This is a genomic window from Pseudomonas sp. IB20 (genome assembly GCF_009707325.1).
Classification (GTDB): domain Bacteria; phylum Pseudomonadota; class Gammaproteobacteria; order Pseudomonadales; family Pseudomonadaceae; genus Aquipseudomonas.
Map to the genome: position 1 here is coordinate 4,986,939 of NZ_CP046103.1, position 19,189 is coordinate 5,006,127.

Genomic DNA, 19,189 nt, shown 5'->3' on the forward strand with positions numbered 1-19,189 from the left:
CCCCATTTTTATATAAGGCTTGAGAGATGCCGTGCCGCTTCGGACAGCTCCAGCTCACTGAACACCAACACCCCGTGACGCTTGAGCAACGCCGCCGTCACCCCTTCACCGCTCACCTTTACACCAGTGAACGTGCCGTCATAAGTCAACAGGTTGCCGCAGGAAGGGCTATTGGCCTTGAGAATGGCGATGCGGATGTCATGGCGCTGCACCAGCGCCAACGCCTGGCGGGCGCCATCGAGAAAGGCGGCGCTGAAGTCTTCGCCCTCTGCGGTCAGCACCTGAGCGCGGCCTTCCCACACATCAATGCCCTGCCCGCCCGGTATCTCGGCGGAGGGACGCGGCGTGGGCAAACCGCCCGACACTTCCGGGCAGATGGCAACCACGCGGCCTTCAGCCTGCCACGCCGCCAATTGATCAAATGGGCCACTGGCTCCGCCGTCGTAGCGCACCTTGTGCCCGAGCAGGCAGCGGCTGATCAGAATCTTTTGCATGGTTAAAAAGGCTCGTTACCCCGGCGGCGAAACCAGCCGGTCAGGGACAGGCGTTCGCGCGTGGCGGGCAGGACTTCGTGGGGCACCTCCCCGGACAGGAACACCACCAGGCTGCCGCCGGTGGGCACCACGTCATGTTCGACGCCGCCCTTGAGGTACATGCGCAACTGGCCGCCATGCTCGGGCAGCCAGGCATCGTTCAAATACACCACGGCCGAGACCATGCGCCGGTCATCGTCGCGAAAACGGTCCACGTGCTTGAGGTAAAACGCCCCCGGCGGGTACATCGCGAAATGGCTTTCGAAGTCTTCCAGGCCCAGAAACAGGCCGCGATTCATCGCCTGGCGCAGGCTGTCCATCACGCCCATGTAGGTCTCGCAGACTGCGGCATCCCCCTCTTCCAGCCACTGGATATGGTCACCGCGAATCCCCTCGCGAATCTCCTGGGCCGGGCCGCGTCCTACGGCTGCAGGCGCCAATTCACCCTCTGCCGCACGTTTACGGCACTCAGCCGCCAGTTCCAGGGTCAGAGCCTGGGGCAGGAAGCCGTTCTGCTGCGACCAACCTTTTTCGGCCAGGTCGTCGACGATGCGTTGCAGCAGGGGATGATCAAGGGGTATTTGCATGGCGCGCATAGTATCCATACGCCTGTGAATCCGACAGAGCCGCCGAGCGTCTGAATACACTTTAGTCAGGTGACCGATAGGATTTCTCGACAAATCCTACGCCCGACACGGACAATAGTGGCCGACTGACAGGAGTCCATATGCGTCGTTTGTTTTTTTCCATGCTGATGTTCTGCGTTTTGCCCGCGTGGGCAGACGGCCATGACCAGTTGTACAAGGTCGCCGGCTGGGCCGAACAACGTGCGCATTTCAATGACGCCCTCAGTGCCGCCCAGCAACGCTACCGCAATAGCCTGCCGCCGGCGGTGTACCAGGCGCTGGTGGACAACAGCAATAAACGCTTTGCCGCCCAAGCCGTGGACCAACGCGCCGAAGCGCAATTGCGTAAGAACCTCACGGACCCGAAACCGGCCCTGGCGTTTTTCCAATCGCCGTTGGGCCGCAAGATTGTCGCCGCCGAGTTGCTGGCTACGCGCCGCGACCAACTTGCAAAAAACTCAAAGGGCCTGCCGCACATCGAAGCCGACGCCACCCGCAGCCTGATCATCGGCCACCTGGCCCAGGCGCTGCCCGCCCGTGAAGCCGGCGCGGAAGTCAGCTTGGCGATTGCCGGTGTGGCGGCCGATAGCCTAAGCCAGATGATCCCGGGCCTGTTGGGCGGTGGTCAGGCTCAAGGCATGTTGAATGGCCAGCGTGAGCGGCTGATGCAGCAGATTGGCAATGACCTGAACAACACGTTGCTGTACGTCTATCGGGATTTGTCTGACCCGGAGCTGGAAGAATTCGCCACGTTTGCGGAGTCGCCGGAGGGTCGGACGTATTACAAAGCGGCGCTTGCAGCCATTCGCGCAGGCTTGGCGGTCGGCCAAAGCACCTCAAGCCTGGCGCCGTAATCATGTGCTACTTCAGATGGTCGGTGAGGTACTTGAAGTATTCCTCACGAATCTGCGCAATCTCATTCGCCAAGTGATGCCTGCCACGCGGGATCATTAACACCTCAGGCTGATCAAACTTGCCCCGCAGCACCTGCAAGTTGTGCTGCCAATCCACCGTCATGTCTTCCTCACCCTGCACAATCACCGGCCGCCGCGGGCTGCGCGGGGCGGCTTCGATGCGTTTGATCCAGCGCGCCAGTGCGCCAACCCAGGCGGTGGGCAACTGGCGCGGCTGCAGCGGGTCAGCTTCCAGGAACGGCTTGAACTTAGGGTCGTTGGTGTTCTCGCTGAACCGACGGGCGATGCCTTTGACGAAGGGCCGCAGCAGGTAATAGCTGACCTGCGACCACCCCCACGCACGCGGGCGCACCAAGGGTGACAGCAGGAAGGTCTTGCCCTGCGCCGGGCTGTCGGCGCCGTGATGGAGCAAATGGTCCACCACCACCGCGCCGCCCGTGCTTTGCCCGAACAGGTGCCAAGGCTGTGGCAGTTGCAGCGCCTTGGCTTGGGCGAACAGCGCCTGCACCACGTCCTGATACACCGCAAAATCGTCGATGCTGGCACGTGCGCCGCTCGACAGGCCATGGCCCGGCAAATCGCAGCCGATGACCACGAAGCCTTGGTCCAGCGCCCAGTCCACCACGTTGCGGTACAGACCCATATGGTCGTAGAAGCCGTGAAACATGAACATTGTCGCCACAGGCACAGGCGGCCACCACACTTGGGCGACAACCTCAAAGCCGTCCACCTCAAAACACCCCAGGCGGCTCACCGCCGGTACTTTGCGCGCGGCGAGGTCCAGCCCGTAGAAGCGCTGGTAGACCCGCGCCTCGGCGCTGAGCGGTTGCGCGTCCACAAGTGGCCGCAAGCTTTCACGCAGATGATCGGGGTCAAAGCTGACAGGCATAAAAGGTTCCAGACTTGCGGTGAAGATGAATATCGAGCTGCGATATTCATCTGTCCGGGCAAGCATGGCAAGCTACGCGACCTGTGAGGATAGTTCTGAATGCGACAGCCCTACCGTTCCGCCTTGTTCGCCAGCCTGACCCTGATCATCTGCGCCGGCGTGCTGTGGGCGGCGTATGACTGGTTCCAGGGTCGCTACTTGCGCGCATTCAGCGAACACACGGCCGTCTTCTCCGGCGATGCCCTGCGCCTGCCCGCCGAACTCTCAGGCCCCGGCCCGATCCGCCTGGTGCACTTCTGGGACCCGGCCTGCCCGTGCAACGTCGGCAACCAACAGCACCTGGGCGAGTTGATCGAGCAGTACGCGCCCCAAGGCGTCGAGTTCTACGCCCTGCAAAAAGCCGGCAGCCACGGCCAGTTGCCCGACAACCTGCGCAAGATGAAAACCCTCAACGCCTTGCCCGGCGCCGATCAGGTACCGGCCACGCCTGCCGTGGGTATTTGGGATCGCACGGGCAAGCTCGCGTATTTCGGGCCCTATAGCGAAGGGCTCACGTGTAATTCCAGCAACAGTTTCATTGAGCCGATCCTGCAAGCCCTTGAGGCCGGACGCGAAGTAGACGCCACCCACACCCTGGCAGTGGGCTGCTATTGCGCGTGGAGCAAGGCGTCAAACTGAACACAGGCTGTTCAACTGGCAAACTCCAATTACCCGATTCACAGCCTGCTGTATCGTACGTTTTCAGTGAGATTGTAAGCGTAGGAATACATGAGCCAGTTAACCATCATCCTCTGGATGCTCAACGTTATCGTTGATACGTCCGGCCAGCTGGCCTTTAAAGCCGCCGCCTCAGCCAGCGCCGAACATGACGGTCTGGCCCACTGGAAGCACATGCTCAAGCGTCCATGGATCTGGCTGGGCGTGATCTGTTATGTCTTCGAATTCGTGTTGTGGCTGGCGTTCCTGACACTCGTACCACTGTCGGTTGGTGTGATGCTGGGCTCCATCAATATTGTCGTGATCATGATTGCCGGGCGTTTCCTGTTTAAAGAGAACCTGAGCAAATGGCGCTTGATCGGCATCATGCTGATCGCCTGTGGCGTGACTGTCGTAGGGTTTGAATGATGAAACGTTTCTATATCCTGGGTTTTCTGGCGCTGATCATTTTCGACACTTTGGCGCAGGTCAGCTTCAAATTCGCCTCGGTGCATGCCGAACCGCTGACCATGGACGTCGCCTGGCTGGTCCGGGTGTTTGGCGCACCGTGGATCTACGGCGCCTTTGTGGGCTATATCGGCGCCTTCTTCACCTGGATGACCTTGCTCAAATACGCCCCCGTGGGCCCGGCGTTTGCGGCTTCCCACCTGGAGTTGATCAGTGTGACGCTGATCTCCGTGTGGCTGTTCGATGACACCTTGACCCTGCCTAAAATCATCGGTGGCGCGCTGATTATCGCCGGCATCCTCTGCCTGGCGCGCAGCGAAGACAAAGAGAGCAAACAGGTCGAGGTCGAGCCGGCGCAGGCCCCGGTGTCATGACACACCCATGGGAAATCCCGCCGACCGCAGGGCTGCCTTTGCGCTGGCGGGATTTACTCGGTTTCTCGGGCGGCCTGGCCGACTCGCTGGCCCGCCAATTCTCGATTCCACGGCCGGCGCTGCCCTGCTCCGGCACCGCTGCGCTGATCATCGCCCTGCGCACCTTGCAGCAGCGTATGCCCGGCCGCACGCGCCTCATCGTGCCCGCCTACACCTGCCCCTTGGTGGCATTGGCCGCGCATTACTGCCCGCCGCTGCGAGTAGTGCCCTGTGATTTGCAGCCCAACAGCATTGACCTCGATGAACAGCAACTGGCGCACCTGTGCGACGACAGCACGCTGGCGGTGGTGGTCACTCACCTGGCTGGGCGCGTGGCCGATGTGGGTGCCGCCAAGCGTATTGCCGACGCCGTCGGTGCGGCAGTCATCGAGGACGCCGCGCAAGCCATGGGCGCCCTTGACGATGGCCGTAGCGTTGGGCTCAAAGGCGACGTAGGTTTTTTCAGCCTGGCATTGGGTAAAGGCCTGACGACAGCCGAAGGCGGTGTGCTGTTCAGTCGCGACCCGGTGTTGCACCAGGCGCTGCACCGCCAGTGCCGGCAAGACCTGCCCTTCAGCCTGCGCTGGGAGCTGCAACGCAGCGCCGAACTGTGGGGTTACGCCCTGGCCTATCAGCCGCGTGGCTTGTATTACGTGTATGGCAAGGCGCTGCGCAAAGCGTTGGCCCAAGGCGATGAAGTGGCCGCCGTGGGCGACGACTTTTCGGTTAACGACATCCCATTGCACCGTCTCGGCGGCTATCGCCAGAAGGTCGGGGCCGCCGCGCTGGCGCGCCTGCCGGATTATTTGCAACAGGGCCAAACCCGCGCCTTACGCCGTGCAGCACGCTTAAATGCCTTGCCCGGCGTCTCGGTGGTAATGGACCGGCCCGGGCAGCAAGGCACCTGGCCTTTTTTGATGGTGATGATGCCGTCTGCACAGACACGTGATGCGGCGATGGCGCAGCTGTGGACCTCAGGGCTGGGCGTGACCCGCCTGTTTATCCACACCTTGCCGGACTATCCGGCGGCGGCCCCGCTGTTGCAGCCAGGCGGCGACCTTACCCAGGCCCAAGCCTTCGCCGCCCGCACACTGTCAATCAGCAACAGCCATTGGCTGACGGACGAACACTTCGAACAGGTACTGGCTCAGCTCAAGGTTATTGTCGCCAGCCCTGATTGATACGGTCCACCAAACGGCCATTCAGCGCGTTCTGTTGCTGTTGCCAAATCTGCACTTGCGCCTCAGGCAGCGCCTCTTGGCCATCGGAAGCACTCAACCAACGCTTGAACTTGCTTTCATAGTGGTACGCCGACACGTCGCCGGTAATGTCCGCGCCGATGATCAGGCCATGGCAGGCGCTGATCAGGTCGTTCAAGTGCTGCTCCAGAAACTCGCCCTGGTCCCAGTTGGTGTTCACCACCTCGGGGCTCAACACGTCTTTGTCGATGGACAGGTAAACCGGCAACGAACGGTCAAACTGCGCCAAGAACGCGCGCATCAAATCGTCCGGGTTGCTGAAGGCGCGATTGCTGCGACCGGCGCCGACCCAGTTCATCCAGCGCGTGTCGACGTTGACGTTCCAGTAGGTCAGCTTGCGCTTGAGCAGCGGCGACCAGTGATTCTCCCAGGCGTGGCCCAGGCCGATATCCTGCGAGCCGATGCCCAGCACATGCACATGCTCGACCTGCGGCAAGCGGCTGGCCCAATAGACCCACGAGCCGCAATGGATGCCGAACGGGTAACGCATGTTGTCGGGGTGGTTGTCGCAAATGATCAGCTGGAACTTCTGCTGCGTTGGCAGTCGGTTCAGCAACAACTGGCTGAGGTGGTGATAGTCGCCACTGCCGGTAAACACACAGCCGTAGTCACCGGGCATTTGCGCGTGCAGGGCCGTCTCCAGCGCCTTGAACTGCGCCCACCGGCAGCCGAAGCGGATTTTTTCCTGCCAGGCCTGTAGCGCTAAGGTGGTCGCGCCGGGGATGTCACTGACGGCGCCATCAAAATCCAGAATCAGCGGCGGTCGGGCCAGGCTCATGAGGTGTGCTCCTGTTGCCACTGGGCATCGCTTTCAAAGTGATGGCGGAACCGACTGCCCAGCTTGCGCAGCAGCGGGTTGCGCACCCAGACCAGGTGGCGGGTGAAGGTAAAGTCGGCGCCAAGGCTGGCCTTGACCTGTGGGTCGGTCCAGCCAGCCACGTAAAACTTCAGCCCATTGGCCAGCGCGTACTCAAGGTTTACAAACCAACTGACGAAGTACAGGTTGAATTCCAGCGCCAGCGGGTAATTGAGGCCGATGTACTTGTCGAGCAGCTTGTCGCCTTCCACGTAGCACAGGTTGTAGCCGATCAGTTCATCGCAGTGCCAGTAGCAGAACACGCGCCCATTGCTGCTGGCGTCGCGGAACAAGCCACGGAAAAATTCAGGGGTGAGCAGGTCAAAGTGGATCTCGCTCTGGTCGTACACCGCCTTGTACAGCCCGTACAAGTGCGTGAGCCAGGCGTCATCGTTGAAGCGCGCATCGCCGGTCTCCAGGACTTCCACGCGCATCGCTTCACGACTGCGCAGTTTGCGCCGGATATTGCGCCGACGGCTGTGGGACAAGCGCGCCAAGTATTCGTCGATGCTGGTGAAGTTGATCGGCACATAGGCCAGCGCCTGGCCTTCCAGGCTGATGAAGCCACGCCGGGTGCAATCGTCGATCAAGGCTTGCGCGTAAAGGTTGTCCGCGTCGCTGAGCAACGGTGAGTTGTACGGCACGTCTTTGATCACGGTGAGTTTGCGCTGCGGTGCACATTCATATTGCAGCCACTGCGCGAGGTCCTGGGGCGACACGCCTTGGGGAAACGGCGAGTACTCACTGACGGTAGTGCCCACGAAGCAGCTGTCGATACGCAGCCACGAACGCCAAAACCGATACCCCGGCCAGTTGCGAACGCGCTGCTCGAACCCATCGTCGGCGGTGGTCAACAGGTCGAATGGCGTGAAAAAATACGGCAGGCCCTGCTCGGATAGCCGGGCGTCGAAGCCCTCCGGCGGGTGCTGCAAAAAGCGCTTGATCAGCGATTGCGCTTCCAAGCAGCACGCGTAAGTCGCCTCGGCGCGGCTGGGTTCTGGCAATGGTTGCGTGGCGCAAGTCATGGAAAAAAGCTCATAGATGACAGCGCAATACTAGCCTTTTGACTTGCCGGTCACTTGAACCTCGGCTGTCGGCGAGGCACATCGGGCGCGTTATCAGCATTTCCCTCAGCCCTCACCAAACCTATTAGACTCCGTTGACCTAAAAGGCGAATGACCAAGGATCGTCCATGAAACGCAGCCTGACCGTGCTCGCTCTGCTGATTGCCGCCCTCTTGGCTGGCGCCGGCTGGTATGTCTACAGCAAGCAACCGACCCGCCAGGGCACCGAAACACTGGCCAACCTGCAAGGTTCGGTCACGGTGCGTTACGACGACCGTGGCGTGCCGCACATCCGCGCCGAGAACGAGACCGACCTGTATCGCGCCCTGGGCTACGTGCATGCCCAGGACCGGCTGTTCCAAATGGAGATCATGCGGCGCCTGGCCCGTGGTGAACTGGCTGAAGTGCTCGGCCCCAAGCTGCTGAGCACCGACAAGCTGTTTCGCAGCCTGCGTATTCGCGAGCGTGCCTTGAGTTACGTGGAACACACCGACCACGACTCCAAGGCATGGAAGGCCTTGCAAGCCTATCTGGACGGAATCAACCAGTATCAGGACAGCCACGCCAGCCCGATGGAGTTCGACGTGCTGGGCATTGCCAAGCGACCGTTCACTGCCGAGGACACCATCAGCGTTGCCGGGTACATGGCCTACAGCTTTGCCGCCGCATTTCGTACCGAGCCGCTGCTGACTTACGTACGCGACCAGCTGGGCAGCGATTACCTGAAAGTCTTCGACCTGGACTGGCAGACCAAAGGCGCGCTCAACCTTGCCGCCAGCGACTGGAAAACCCTCGGCGCCCTCGCCTCGTTGAGCGATCAGGCCCTGGCCGACAACGGTTTGCCGCAGTTCGAAGGCAGCAACGCCTGGGCCATCAGCGGCAGCCGCACCAAAAGTGGCAAGCCATTGCTGGCGGGCGATCCGCATATTCGCTTCTCGGTGCCGTCGGTGTGGTACGAGGCGCAGTTGTCGGCGCCGGGCTTTGAGCTCTACGGCTATCACAACGCGCTGGTGCCGGTAGCGTTCCTGGGCCACAACCTGGATTTCGGCTGGAGCCTGACCATGTTCCAGAACGACGACCTCGACTTGATCGCCGAAAAGGTCAACCCGGACAACCCCAACCAAGTCTGGTACCACGACCAATGGGTCGACATGACCAGCAGCGAGCAGCAGATCGCGGTCAAGGGCCAGGCGCCGGTGACGCTGACGCTGCGCCAATCGCCCCACGGCCCAATCATCAATGACGTGCTCGGCGAAAATGCCGGCAAGACGCCGATCGCGATGTGGTGGGCGTTCCTGGGCACCGAAAACCCGATCCTTGAAGGTTTCTACCAGCTCAACCGCGCCGACACGTTGGCCAAGGCCCGCGCGGCAGCGGCCAAGGTCTCGGCGCCGGGCCTGAACATTGTGTGGGCGAATGCCAAGGGCGACATCGGCTGGTGGGCGGCGGCGCAGTTGCCAATCCGCCCGGCGGGGGTGAATGCCGGTTTTATTCTCGATGGCAGCACCGCCCAGGCCGACAAGCTGGGCTTCTACCCATTCAGCGCCAACCCCCAGGAAGAAAACCCGGCGCGCGGTTATGTGGTGTCGGCCAATGCCCAGCCGGTCTCGCCCACCGGCATGGAAATCCCCGGTTACTACAACCTCGCCGACCGTGGCCAGCAGTTGAACACGCAACTGAGCGACAAAAGCGTGAAGTGGGACGTGACCAACAGCCAGGCCTTGCAGTTGGGCACCACCACCGCCTACGGCCCACGCCTGCTGGCGCCGCTGTTGCCGGTGCTGCGCGAGGTGGTCAAGGACCCGGCACAGTTGAAACTGGTGGAGCAGCTTGCAAGCTGGAAGGGTGACTACCCGCTGGATTCCACCAGCGCCACGCTGTTCAACCAGTTCCTGTTCAACCTCGCCGACGCGGCCTTCCACCCGAAACTGGGCGATGCCATGTTCAAGACCCTGCTGACTACGCGGGTGATCGATGCCGCCCTGCCACGCCTGGCCGCCTCGCCGGACTCGCCCTGGTGGGACGGCAAGCGCGCCGACACGGTCAAGCTCGCCTGGGACAACAGCCTGACACACCTCAAAGCCACCTTCGGTGATGACCCGACTCAATGGCAGTGGGGCAAGGCGCACACCCTGACCCACGGCCACCCGCTGGGTATGCAGAAGCCGCTGGATATAGTCTTCAACGTCGGCCCCTTCCCCGCCCCTGGCAGCCACGAAGTACCGAACAACCAGACAGCCATGATTGGCCCCGCGCCGTGGCCGGTGACCTACGGCCCATCGACCCGCCGCCTGATCGACTTCGCCGACCCGGCCCACGCACTGACCATCAACCCGGTGGGGCAAAGCGGTGTGCCGTTTGACTCGCACTATGGCGACCAAGCGGAAACCTACATTGAAGGCGGGTACGAGCAGGCGCATTTCAGTGATGAGGAAGTGACGGCGAATACGCGGGGCACGCTGAAATTACTGCCTGCCAGATAACCGCCTGGAAACCCGGTCAATGGGGGAGCTGGCTTGCCTGCGATGAGGCCATGTCTGTCGACTCATCTGTCGACTGACGCACCACCATCGCAGGGCAAACCAGCTCACCCATTTGATCTTGGTTGTGACGGCTACCGCGCCCTCAGGCGCCCCGGCGCCTCGCCGTAGGTTTCCTTGAACTTCTTGCTGAACGCTGCCTGGGACTGATAACCCACCTGGGCGGCGATATCCATCAGGCTCAGGCGTGACTGGTGCAGCAGATTGAACGCCAACTCCATACGCAACTGGGTCAGCAGCACCCACGGGGATACACCCGCCACCTTCACAAAGGTACGCATGAAGGTCGCTCGCGACATCGTCGCAACCAAGGCCAGGCTGTCGATGGTCCATTCATGGCCGGGCTCGGCCAGCATCGCCTGCCAGGCCTTGCTCAGGCGCTTGTCGGCGAGCAAGGCGAAGGTGCCGGCCACCGGCGCCTGAAGGGTCAGCCAGGTGCGCAGGATCAGGGTGAACAAGGCCGACGACAGTGCATCGATAAACGAGCGGGCGCCCAGTTGTTGCCCATCCGCTTCGCTGCGCAACAAAGCAATCAACGCAGCCAATTGCCCATCGCCCTGCCACTGCCGACTGGACACCACCAGATACTCCGGCAACGCGGCAAACAACAACGACTGCCGGTTGTAGTGAAAGCTGCCGCAGAGCATGTCCAAGTCCACCCGTTCGCCACCCAGGCGATGAACCGGAAGTAAACCGCCCTCAATCACCGTCGGTGGCATCGGCTGGATGCGTGAACCTGGACTGCGCAACAAATGGGTGGCGCCACCGGGCATCAGCAGGATATCGCCCTCCCCCAGCGTTACGTGCTGCCCGCTCGTTAACTCGGCGCGGCAGGTGCCGCTGAGCACAATGTGATACGGCGCCACGCCCAAATTCTCCGGCGTGTGATCCAGCGCCCAGTCGCCCTGGAACTGGCAACGCAAATCCAGGCTGCCGCGCAGGTTGGCCATCTTGATAAGGGTGTCGATCGAATTCATTTGCGAACATCGGTCAAAAAGATGAGCGGATTGAACAATGCCCCTAACCCCGAACAGCACAGACTGGCTTCACACCCAACCTGTTCAGGAGTTACCGCAATGTTCAATAACTGGTCCGACTTGCTGCCTACCGTAAAGAAAGCCTTTGGCGCGCTGGGCAAGAGCAACCCGAAGATGGTCAAAGCGTACATGGCGTTGGACGAGGCTGCCGAGGAAAACAACGTGCTCGACGCCAAGACCCGTGAGCTGATTTCCATCGCCGTGGCTATCACCACGCGCTGTGACGGCTGCATCGGCGTGCATGCGGATGCGGCGATCAAAGCCGGCGCGACCCGCGAGGAAGTGGCCGCGACCCTGGCCACCGCAATTTCCATGAACGCGGGCGCGGCATATATCTACTCACTGCGCGCCCTGGAAGCCTACGACACGCTCAAACCAGCGCCGCAAAGTTAAGCCTGAACTGCTGCGGCGTCACGCCCAGCCGGCGGTTGAACACGCTGCGCATGTGCTGGGCATCGCGAAACCCGCATTGGTAGGCCACGGTCTTGAGCGGCGCGGGGCTGCTTTCGAGCATCACCCGCGCCGCGTCCACCCGCGCCCGCTCGACAAACTCCGCCGGGGTGATGCGCGCCTCACGGGCAAACACGCGAGAGAAATTGCGCGCACTCATATTGGCCGCCCTGGCCAGGTCGGCGATGGTCAAATCCCCGGTCAGGTTCGCCAGCACGTACAACTGCACCAGCGCCACCGCCGAGGTGCTTTCGGCGTGGGGTGTGAGGAAGGGGCTGAACTGCGACTGCCCGCCCGCACGCTGGGTGAACACCACCAGGCGCTTGGCCACGCTCAGCGCGACTTCCGCGCCGTGGTCCTGGGCCAGTAGAAACAGCGACAGATCGATGCCCGCCGTGACACCCGCCGAGGTGTAGAGGTTGCCGTCCTGCACGTAGAGGCGGTCGGCGTCGACTTGGGCCAAGGGGCACAAGCGCGCCAGGTCAGCGGCATCGTTCCAATGGGTGGTGACGGTTTTGCCATTCAGTAACCCGGCGCGGGCCAGCATGAAGGCGCCGTTGCAGATCGAGCCGAAGCGCTGCGCTCGGGCGGTGGCGTCGCATAGCCAAGCATCAAACGCCGCGCCGAAATTTTCGAAGGGCAATTGCGGGCCGCCGGCGACCAGCAGCAGGTCGTAGGCGCTCAGGGCTTCGCTGTAATGCCGGTGGGCCTGCAACGACAAGCCGTTGGAGGCCGCCATGGTGCCGTGGCCCAGGCCGATCACTTCGAGTTGGTAATGGTCTTCGGGCGGCAGGAAACGGTTGGCCTCGCAAAACACATCCATGGGGCCGGTCACGTCCAGTGACTGGACGCCGGGGAAGATCAGGATGGCGACGGTTTTGCCCATGAACAACTCACCTTCTACTGGAAGAACATAAACCCCCTGTGGGAGCTGGCTTGTCGGGTCGCCGCATCGCTGCGATCGCATCACTCCAGTCTAACTGACAGACCGAGTCGCCAGCATCGCAGGCAAGCCAGCGCCCACATTTGACCGCATCTGGCGCGATATCGAGGCACATTGGCCGGGATCGCACCCTCGCGGCAATAGCCCCGTCGCGAGCGCGCGACCAGACTTCACTCATCGGCGCCCCACCGGCGCTTGCTTGAGGAGAACGACCATGAGCCCCACCATCGCCGGCATCCAGATCCCGGACAGCGCCCTGGCCAAGGCCACCACCGAATACATCCGCGACGTCGAATCCGACCTGCTCTACCACCACTCCCGCCGGGTGTTCCTGTTCGGTGCGTTGAGCGGCGAACGCAAACAATTGGCCTACAACCCGGAGCTGCTTTACGTCGGCGCGATGTTCAATGACCTGGGCCTGGTTGAAGGCCATCGCAGTGACAACGAACGTTTCGAAGTGGACGGCGCCAACGCCGCCGCCGCGTTCCTAAAGCCGTACGGGCTGAGTGATGACGATATCGAGCAAGTGTGGTTGTCGATCGCCCTGCACACCACGCCGGGCGTGCCGCAGCATCTGCGCCCCACCGTGGCGCTGGTGACCGCCGGTGTCGAGATGGACGTGCTGGGCATGGACTACGCCGCCTTTACCAGCGTGCAGCGCGAAGCCGTGGTGCATGCGCATCCACGTGGTGAGGGGTTCAAGGAGTGCATCATCTGCGCGTTTGCCGACGGCTTGCGCCATCGCCCGCAGACCACGTTTGGCAACGTGAAGACGGATGTGCTGGTGGATCAGGAGCCGGGGTTCAAGCCGATGAATTTTGTGGAGGTGATTCGTAAGTCGCCGTGGGCTGCCTAGTTGACTTGGAATGCAATCAACTGTGGGAGCTGGCGTGCCTGCGATGAGGCCCTGCCAGTCGACTTGCGACTCACACCGCTATCGCAGGCAAGCCAGCTCCCACATTTTTCATCCCACTCCGGCAGTTAAACCGGTGCAGCCGCCCGGCGCTTGTCCGGCTGCTGCCAGCCATCGGCCGCGGCTTCTTCAATCGCTTGCTGGATGGCTTTCTTGCGGTGCTCTTCAGCACGACGGCTGAAGAACCACACCAGGAAGGTCACCAGCGACACCGCCAACAGGATCAAGCTGGCCACGGCGTTGATCTCAGGTTTAACCCCAAGACGCACCGCCGAGAACACTTCCATCGGCAAGGTGGTCGAGCCCGGGCCCGACACGAAGCTGGCGAGTACCAGGTCATCCAGCGACAGCGCGAACGACATCATGCCGCCCGCCGCCAACGACGGTGCGATCATCGGGATGGTGATCAAGAAGAACACCTTCCACGGCCGCGCACCGAGGTCCATGGCCGCTTCTTCGATCGACAAGTCCAGCTCACGCAAGCGCGCCGACACCACCACCGCCACATACGCCGCACAGAACGTGGTGTGGGCGATCCAGATGGTGACAATGCCACGTTCCTGCGGCCAACCGATCATCTGCGCCATGGCCACGAACAGCAGCAACAGCGACAGACCGGTGATCACCTCAGGCATTACCAGCGGCGCCGTCACCAAGCCGCCGAACAGCGTGCGGCCCTTGAACTGGCTGATGCGCGTCAGCACGAACGCCGCCAACGTACCCAGCGCTACGGCGGCCACCGCCGTGTAGCAGGCGATTTCCAGGGAGCGGGCCACCGAGCCCATCAGTTGGGTGTTGTCCAACAGGCCCACGTACCACTTGATCGACCAACCGCCCCACACCGTCACCAGCTTGGATTCGTTGAACGAGTAGATCACCAGGATCAGCATCGGCAGGTAGATAAACAACAACCCCGCCACCAGCATAAAACTCGAGAAACTGAAGCGCTTCATATCTTGCCCTCCAGCTCTTTGGCTTGGCTGCGGTTGAACAGGATGATCGGCACAATCAGGATCGCCAGCATCACCACCGCCAGGGCAGACGCCACCGGCCAGTCACGGTTGTTGAAGAATTCTTGCCACAACACTTTACCGATCATCAGGGTTTCCGGCCCGCCGAGCAGTTCCGGGATCACGAACTCGCCCACCACTGGAATGAACACCAGCATGCAGCCGGCGATGATGCCGTTCTTGGACAGCGGCACGGTGATCTTCCAGAAGCTGTTGAAGGTGCTCGAGCCCAGGTCGGACGCGGCTTCCAGCAGGCTCTGGTCATGCTTCACCAGGTTGGCATACAGCGGCAGGATCATGAACGGCAGGTACGAATAGACCACGCCGATGTACACCGCGATGTTGGTGTTGAGGATCTGCAGCGGTTCGTTGATCAAGCCGATGGACATCAGAAAGCTGTTGAGCAAACCGTTGTTGCTGAGGATGCCCATCCACGCATACACGCGAATCAGGATCGCGGTCCAGGTCGGCATCATGATCAGCAGCACCAGCACCGTCTGTATCTCTTTACGCGCGCTGGCAATGGCGTAGGCCATCGGGTAACCGATCAGCAGACACAACAGCGTGCTGAAAAACGCCATCTTCAGCGAGCCCAGGTACGCGGCGATATACAGCTCATCGCCCGCCAGCAAACTGTAGTTCGCCAGGTTCAGCACCAGTTGCAGCTTCTGCTCAACGTAGGTGTAGATCTCGGTGTACGGCGGTATCGCCACATCGGCTTCGGCAAAGCTGATTTTCAATACGATGAAAAACGGCAGTGCGAAAAACAGGAACAGCCACAGGAAAGGAATCCCAATGACCACCTGCTTGCCACTGGGGATTATGCGATCCAAGCGCCGCTTGAACTTCTTCATATTCATGAGCGAAGTACCACGCCGCTGTCGTCTTCCCACCACACGTACACCTGATCACCCCAGGTTGGGCGCTGGCCACGGCGTTCGGCGTTGGCGACAAAGGACTGCACCAGCTTGCCGCTCGGCAATTCCACGTAGAACACCGAGTGGCCGCCCAGGTAGGCGATGTCATGCACCTTGCCGCTGGACCAGTTGTGTTCGCAGGTCGGCATTTCAGTGGTGACCAGCAGCTTTTCCGGGCGGATGGCGTAAGTCACCGACTTGTCTTCCACCGAGGTAGCGATGCCGTAGCCCACGTAGATGTCGCGGTCCAGGTCCGTGCACTTGAGCACCGCGTGGCCTTCGGCGTCGTCCACCACTTGGGTGTCGAAGATGTTCACGTTGCCGATGAACTCACACACCAGGCGGCTGGTAGGCGTTTCGTAGATGTCGATCGGGCTGCCGATCTGGGCGATCCAGCCCAGGTGCATGATCGCGATGCGCTCGGCCATGGTCATGGCCTCTTCCTGGTCGTGGGTCACCATCACGCAGGTCACGCCCACGCGCTCGATGATCTCCACCAGCTCCAGCTGCATCTGCGAACGCAGCTTCTTGTCGAGTGCGCCCATCGGCTCATCGAGCAGCAGCAGTTTCGGGCGTTTGGCCAGGGAACGCGCCAACGCCACACGCTGACGTTGACCGCCAGACAGCTGATGCGGCTTGCGTTTGGCGTACTGGCTCATCTGCACCAGCTTGAGCATCTCGGCCACGCGGGCGTCGACTTCAGCCTTGGAGATCTTGTCCTGTTGCAGGCCGAAGGCGATGTTCTGCGCCACGGTCATGTGCGGGAACAAGGCGTAGGACTGGAACATCATGTTGATCGGCCGCTCGTACGGCGGCATGTCGGTGATGTCCACACCGTCGAGGTAAATGCGACCTTCCGTTGGGCGCTCGAAGCCTGCGAGCATGCGCAGCAAGGTGGATTTGCCCGAACCCGAACCGCCGAGCAAGGCGAAGATCTCGCCTTTTTTGATTTCCAGGGACACATCGTCCACGGCAATCGTCTCGTCGAACTTCTTCGTGACCCGGTCGATTTTGACCAGCACCTTTTTCGGTGTCTGGTCGCCCTCGAGGGCTTTCTTATAGGCGCCGGAGGCAACTGCCATTTACGAAACTCCCAACAAAATTTGAGGTTCACCCAATACGGGCGAAACCTTGGATAGTTTGAGCTTTAAGCCTTACTTGCCCGTCTTGACCTTGGTCCAGCTACGGGTCATCAAACGTTGCACTTTCGGGGGTAGCTCGAAGTTGACAAACGTCCGGTCGAGAACCGCCTGCGGTGGGTAAACCGCTGCGTCAGTGCGTATCGATTGCTCCATCAGTTTGTCCGCCCCTGGGTTAGGGTTGGCGTAACCGACTTGATCACTGACCTGAGCGATCACCTCAGGTTGCAGTAAATAGTTGATGAAGGCGTGGGCCTCTTTGACGTTGGCGGCGTCCGCGGGAATCGCCAGTACGTCAAACCACAAATTGCCGCCTTCTTTCGGAATCGTGTAGGCGATGTTCACCCCCTTGCCGGCTTCGCTTGCGCGGGCCTTGGCCTGGAACACATCACCGGAGAAACCCGCCGCCACGCAGATGTTGCCGTTGGCCAGGTCCGAGATGTATTTGGACGAGTGGAAATAGGTCACGTAGGGCCGCACTTTCAGCAACTTCTCTTCGGCCTTTTTGTAGTCTTCGGGGTTAGTGCTGTTAGGGTTCAAGCCCATGTAGTTGAGCACCGCCGGCAGCATTTCATCCGCCGAGTCCATGAACGAGACGCCGCAGGTGGCCAGCTTCTTCATGTTTTCCGGTTCGAACAGCACAGCCCAGGAATCGATGTGATCGACGCCCAGCACCTCTTTGACTTTGTCGACGTTGTAACCGATGCCGTTGGTACCCCACAGGTACGGCACGGCGTACTGGTTACCCGGATCATTCTTTTCCAGACGCTTGAGCAGCACCGGGTCGAGGTTGGAATAGTTAGTCAGCAATGACTTGTCGAGCTTCTGGAACGCCCCGGCCTTGATCTGCTTGCCGAGGAAGTGGTTGGACGGCACGACCACGTCGTAACCGGTACGCCCGGCGAGCAACTTGCCTTCCAGGGTCTCGTTGGAATCAAACACGTCATACACAGGCTTGATGCCGGTGGCCTTTTCAAAGTTGACCAGGGTGTCCGGGCCAATGTAGTCCGACCAGTTATAAATATGCACCGTCGGTGCGGCCTGCACGCTCACAGCCAGCGTGATACCTGCACCCACCAGCATGGCTTTGCGAAATAAAGAAATTGGCAAGTGGAGGTCCTCTTAAATAGTTGGGCCCAAAGTTGTTGCCCGGCAACAAAACCGGCGCGCAACTTACCCTCGATAAACCGATCCGGCAAAGCTTTATGTCATTTAATTTGTGGGAGCGGCCATTCGCCGCCCCCACCGGTATCAAGGCTTATTTGCCCGATTTGATTTTGGTCCAGCTGCGAGTCATTTCACGCTGGGTTGCAGCCGGCAAGTCAGCAATGGCGTAGAGCTTGGCTTGCACATCCGCCGCCGGGTAGATGCCCGGGTCGCTGGTGATGTCTTTGTCGACCAGTGCGGTGGCTTTCTCGTTACCGTTCGGGAAACGTACGCTGTTGGTGATGGCCGCCATCACTTTTGGCTCCAGCAGGTAGTTCATGAACTTGTAGGCGGCTTCGACGTTTTCGGCATCTTTAGGGATGGCGACCATGTCATAGAAGCTGCCGGCGCCTTCTTTTGGAATGTCGTAGGCAACCTTGACCTTGCCACCGGCTTCAGCCGCGCGGGACTTGGCCTGCTGGATGTCACCCGAGTAACCCACGGCCACGCAGATGTTGCCGTTGGCCAGGTCCGAGATGTACTTGGACGAGTGGAAGTAGCCGATCGATGGGCGCAGTTTGAGGAACAGGTCCTCGGCTTGTTTCAGATCAGCCTTCTTCTGGGTGTCGGTCGGCAGGCCCAGGTAATGCAGCGCAACCGGCAGCATTTCGGTTGGCGAGTCGAGGAAGCTCACGCCGCAGCTTTTCAGCTTGGCGATGTTTTCCGGCTTCATCAGCACGTCCCACGAATCGATCTTGTCCACGCCCAGCGCAGCCTTGACCTTCTCCGGGTTGTAACCGATGCCGATGGAGCCCCACATGTACGGGAAGGCGTGCTTGTTGTCCGGGTCGCTCACCGACACGGCTTTAAGCAGGGATTTGTTCAGGTTGTCGTAGCTGGGCAGCTTGGACTTGTCCAGCTCCTGATAGACACCGGCCTTGATCTGCTTGGCGAGGAAGTTGTTCGACGGTACGACGATGTCGTAGCCGGACTTGCCTGCCAGCAACTTGGCTTCCAGGGTCTCGTTGCTGTCGAAAACGTCGTACACCACTTTAATGCCCGACTCTTTTTCAAAGTTGGCGATGGTGTCCGGTGCAATGTAGTCAGACCAGTTATAGATGTGCAGCACTTTATCGCCTGCCTGGGCCGCGCCCACCATTGCGCCCATCAGGGACAAGGCGAGGAGGGTCTTGCCAGCGTTCTTCAAACCTAATGCCTTCATTTGGTGATGCTCCAATTTTTCTTTTTTGGGCCACGTTCTTAATGTTTAGCGGCCCGTCTAAAGGGCAACAAAACAGGGCGACAGTCTGGCAAGTTCGAGTGCCGGCTTTCAACCAAAGCACCCTTTTTATCAATGCAGATTTCTAACTGCTCAG

20 protein-coding genes are annotated in these 19,189 nt (G+C 60.8%); 8 read left to right on the forward strand and 12 right to left on the reverse strand.

Annotated features, from left to right (window positions below; all coding sequences use genetic code 11):
* Nucleotides 1-8: 8 nt before the first annotated feature.
* Both GJU48_RS23320 and GJU48_RS23325 read right to left on the reverse strand, forming a co-directional pair.
* Complete coding sequence (locus GJU48_RS23320; RefSeq protein WP_094949219.1) at nt 9-494, reverse strand: DUF523 domain-containing protein; 486 nt, start codon at nt 492-494, stop codon at nt 9-11.
* 2 nt (nt 495-496) lie between these two features.
* Nucleotides 497-1,129, reverse strand: a complete 633-nt coding sequence (locus tag GJU48_RS23325; RefSeq protein WP_094949220.1) for a 2OG-Fe(II) oxygenase — start codon at nt 1,127-1,129, stop codon at nt 497-499.
* Between the two features lie 131 nt (nt 1,130-1,260).
* Here GJU48_RS23325 and GJU48_RS23330 point away from each other — a divergent pair, with 131 nt between their 5' ends.
* Nucleotides 1,261-2,013, forward strand: coding sequence for a DUF2059 domain-containing protein (locus GJU48_RS23330; RefSeq protein WP_094949221.1), 753 nt, complete (start codon nt 1,261-1,263; stop codon nt 2,011-2,013).
* A 7-nt stretch (nt 2,014-2,020) separates the two neighbouring features.
* Here the strand turns inward: GJU48_RS23330 and GJU48_RS23335 are convergent, their stop codons facing one another.
* Nucleotides 2,021-2,962, reverse strand: a complete 942-nt coding sequence (locus GJU48_RS23335) for an alpha/beta hydrolase (protein WP_094949222.1) — start codon at nt 2,960-2,962, stop codon at nt 2,021-2,023.
* Between the two features lie 99 nt (nt 2,963-3,061).
* Here GJU48_RS23335 and GJU48_RS23340 point away from each other — a divergent pair, with 99 nt between their 5' ends.
* The 4 genes from GJU48_RS23340 to GJU48_RS23355 all read left to right on the forward strand — a co-directional run bounded on the left by GJU48_RS23340 (nt 3,062) and on the right by GJU48_RS23355 (nt 5,720).
* Entirely contained in the window at nt 3,062-3,640 is a 579-nt protein-coding gene (locus GJU48_RS23340) for a DUF6436 domain-containing protein (protein WP_094949223.1), read from the forward strand.
* Between the two features lie 90 nt (nt 3,641-3,730).
* Entirely contained in the window at nt 3,731-4,087 is a 357-nt protein-coding gene (locus tag GJU48_RS23345; RefSeq protein WP_094949224.1) for an EamA family transporter, read from the forward strand.
* On the forward strand, nt 4,087-4,500 hold the full coding sequence (locus GJU48_RS23350) for a DMT family transporter (RefSeq protein WP_094949225.1): 414 nt from the start codon (nt 4,087-4,089) through the stop codon (nt 4,498-4,500). Before GJU48_RS23345 ends, GJU48_RS23350 begins: the two co-directional genes overlap by 1 nt.
* Nucleotides 4,497-5,720, forward strand: a complete 1,224-nt coding sequence (locus GJU48_RS23355; protein ID WP_094949226.1) for a DegT/DnrJ/EryC1/StrS family aminotransferase — start codon at nt 4,497-4,499, stop codon at nt 5,718-5,720. The genes GJU48_RS23350 and GJU48_RS23355 overlap by 4 nt, the downstream gene beginning before the upstream one ends.
* Here the strand turns inward: GJU48_RS23355 and GJU48_RS23360 are convergent.
* Nucleotides 5,698-6,576, reverse strand: coding sequence for a hypothetical protein (locus GJU48_RS23360; RefSeq protein WP_094949227.1), 879 nt, complete (start codon nt 6,574-6,576; stop codon nt 5,698-5,700). The two genes, GJU48_RS23355 and GJU48_RS23360, sit on opposite strands and share 23 nt — an antisense overlap.
* Entirely contained in the window at nt 6,573-7,679 is a 1,107-nt protein-coding gene (locus GJU48_RS23365) for a GNAT family N-acetyltransferase (RefSeq protein ID WP_094949228.1), read from the reverse strand. The genes GJU48_RS23360 and GJU48_RS23365 overlap by 4 nt, the downstream gene beginning before the upstream one ends.
* A gap of 167 nt (nt 7,680-7,846) precedes the next feature.
* Here GJU48_RS23365 and GJU48_RS23370 point away from each other — a divergent pair, with 167 nt between their 5' ends.
* A complete protein-coding gene (locus GJU48_RS23370) occupies nt 7,847-10,201 on the forward strand; it encodes a penicillin acylase family protein (RefSeq protein ID WP_094949229.1) in 2,355 nt (784 codons plus the stop codon).
* 131 nt (nt 10,202-10,332) lie between these two features.
* On the opposite strand, the gene GJU48_RS23375 is transcribed toward GJU48_RS23370, so the two are convergent.
* A complete protein-coding gene (locus GJU48_RS23375; RefSeq protein WP_094949230.1) occupies nt 10,333-11,235 on the reverse strand; it encodes an AraC family transcriptional regulator in 903 nt (300 codons plus the stop codon).
* A gap of 99 nt (nt 11,236-11,334) precedes the next feature.
* Here GJU48_RS23375 and GJU48_RS23380 point away from each other — a divergent pair, with 99 nt between their 5' ends.
* Nucleotides 11,335-11,688: a carboxymuconolactone decarboxylase family protein gene (locus GJU48_RS23380; RefSeq protein WP_083356232.1), complete on the forward strand. Its 354-nt coding sequence runs from the start codon at nt 11,335-11,337 to the stop codon at nt 11,686-11,688.
* Here GJU48_RS23380 and GJU48_RS23385 read toward each other — a convergent pair.
* Nucleotides 11,666-12,631, reverse strand: a complete 966-nt coding sequence (locus GJU48_RS23385) for a GlxA family transcriptional regulator (RefSeq protein ID WP_094949231.1) — start codon at nt 12,629-12,631, stop codon at nt 11,666-11,668. The two genes, GJU48_RS23380 and GJU48_RS23385, sit on opposite strands and share 23 nt — an antisense overlap.
* A gap of 271 nt (nt 12,632-12,902) precedes the next feature.
* Between GJU48_RS23385 and GJU48_RS23390 the strand changes: the two genes are divergently transcribed.
* Nucleotides 12,903-13,544, forward strand: a complete 642-nt coding sequence (locus GJU48_RS23390) for an HD domain-containing protein (RefSeq protein WP_094949232.1) — start codon at nt 12,903-12,905, stop codon at nt 13,542-13,544.
* Between the two features lie 125 nt (nt 13,545-13,669).
* Here GJU48_RS23390 and GJU48_RS23395 read toward each other — a convergent pair whose 3' ends face one another.
* From GJU48_RS23395 to GJU48_RS23415, 5 genes are all read right to left on the reverse strand, one after another.
* Nucleotides 13,670-14,554, reverse strand: a complete 885-nt coding sequence (locus tag GJU48_RS23395) for an ABC transporter permease subunit (protein ID WP_083356229.1) — start codon at nt 14,552-14,554, stop codon at nt 13,670-13,672.
* Complete coding sequence (locus GJU48_RS23400) at nt 14,551-15,471, reverse strand: ABC transporter permease subunit (protein ID WP_094948831.1); 921 nt, start codon at nt 15,469-15,471, stop codon at nt 14,551-14,553. Before GJU48_RS23400 ends, GJU48_RS23395 begins: the two co-directional genes overlap by 4 nt.
* A complete protein-coding gene (locus tag GJU48_RS23405; protein WP_094948830.1) occupies nt 15,468-16,610 on the reverse strand; it encodes an ABC transporter ATP-binding protein in 1,143 nt (380 codons plus the stop codon). Before GJU48_RS23405 ends, GJU48_RS23400 begins: the two co-directional genes overlap by 4 nt.
* A gap of 72 nt (nt 16,611-16,682) precedes the next feature.
* Nucleotides 16,683-17,777, reverse strand: a complete 1,095-nt coding sequence (locus GJU48_RS23410) for a polyamine ABC transporter substrate-binding protein (protein ID WP_094948829.1) — start codon at nt 17,775-17,777, stop codon at nt 16,683-16,685.
* A gap of 148 nt (nt 17,778-17,925) precedes the next feature.
* The gene (locus GJU48_RS23415) at nt 17,926-19,020 is read right to left on the reverse strand and encodes a polyamine ABC transporter substrate-binding protein (RefSeq protein ID WP_094948838.1); all 1,095 of its coding nucleotides are present in this window, start codon (nt 19,018-19,020) and stop codon (nt 17,926-17,928) included.
* Between the last annotated feature and the right edge of the window lie 169 nt (nt 19,021-19,189).

Excerpts from the sequence above, each read along its gene's own strand:
- GJU48_RS23320 (WP_094949219.1), bottom strand. The coding sequence starts at position 494 with ATGCAAAAGATTCTGATCAGCCGCTGCCTGCTCGGGCACAAGGTGCGC.
- GJU48_RS23325 (WP_094949220.1), bottom strand. The coding sequence starts at position 1,129 with ATGCGCGCCATGCAAATACCCCTTGATCATCCCCTGCTGCAACGCATC.
- GJU48_RS23330 (WP_094949221.1), top strand. The coding sequence starts at position 1,261 with ATGCGTCGTTTGTTTTTTTCCATGCTGATGTTCTGCGTTTTGCCCGCG.
- GJU48_RS23335 (WP_094949222.1), bottom strand. The coding sequence starts at position 2,962 with ATGCCTGTCAGCTTTGACCCCGATCATCTGCGTGAAAGCTTGCGGCCA.
- GJU48_RS23340 (WP_094949223.1), top strand. The coding sequence starts at position 3,062 with ATGCGACAGCCCTACCGTTCCGCCTTGTTCGCCAGCCTGACCCTGATC.
- GJU48_RS23345 (WP_094949224.1), top strand. The coding sequence starts at position 3,731 with ATGAGCCAGTTAACCATCATCCTCTGGATGCTCAACGTTATCGTTGAT.
- GJU48_RS23350 (WP_094949225.1), top strand. The coding sequence starts at position 4,087 with ATGAAACGTTTCTATATCCTGGGTTTTCTGGCGCTGATCATTTTCGAC.
- GJU48_RS23355 (WP_094949226.1), top strand. The coding sequence starts at position 4,497 with ATGACACACCCATGGGAAATCCCGCCGACCGCAGGGCTGCCTTTGCGC.
- GJU48_RS23360 (WP_094949227.1), bottom strand. The coding sequence starts at position 6,576 with ATGAGCCTGGCCCGACCGCCGCTGATTCTGGATTTTGATGGCGCCGTC.
- GJU48_RS23365 (WP_094949228.1), bottom strand. The coding sequence starts at position 7,679 with ATGACTTGCGCCACGCAACCATTGCCAGAACCCAGCCGCGCCGAGGCG.
- GJU48_RS23370 (WP_094949229.1), top strand. The coding sequence starts at position 7,847 with ATGAAACGCAGCCTGACCGTGCTCGCTCTGCTGATTGCCGCCCTCTTG.
- GJU48_RS23375 (WP_094949230.1), bottom strand. The coding sequence starts at position 11,235 with ATGAATTCGATCGACACCCTTATCAAGATGGCCAACCTGCGCGGCAGC.
- GJU48_RS23380 (WP_083356232.1), top strand. The coding sequence starts at position 11,335 with ATGTTCAATAACTGGTCCGACTTGCTGCCTACCGTAAAGAAAGCCTTT.
- GJU48_RS23385 (WP_094949231.1), bottom strand. The coding sequence starts at position 12,631 with ATGGGCAAAACCGTCGCCATCCTGATCTTCCCCGGCGTCCAGTCACTG.
- GJU48_RS23390 (WP_094949232.1), top strand. The coding sequence starts at position 12,903 with ATGAGCCCCACCATCGCCGGCATCCAGATCCCGGACAGCGCCCTGGCC.
- GJU48_RS23395 (WP_083356229.1), bottom strand. The coding sequence starts at position 14,554 with ATGAAGCGCTTCAGTTTCTCGAGTTTTATGCTGGTGGCGGGGTTGTTG.
- GJU48_RS23400 (WP_094948831.1), bottom strand. The coding sequence starts at position 15,471 with ATGAATATGAAGAAGTTCAAGCGGCGCTTGGATCGCATAATCCCCAGT.
- GJU48_RS23405 (WP_094948830.1), bottom strand. The coding sequence starts at position 16,610 with ATGGCAGTTGCCTCCGGCGCCTATAAGAAAGCCCTCGAGGGCGACCAG.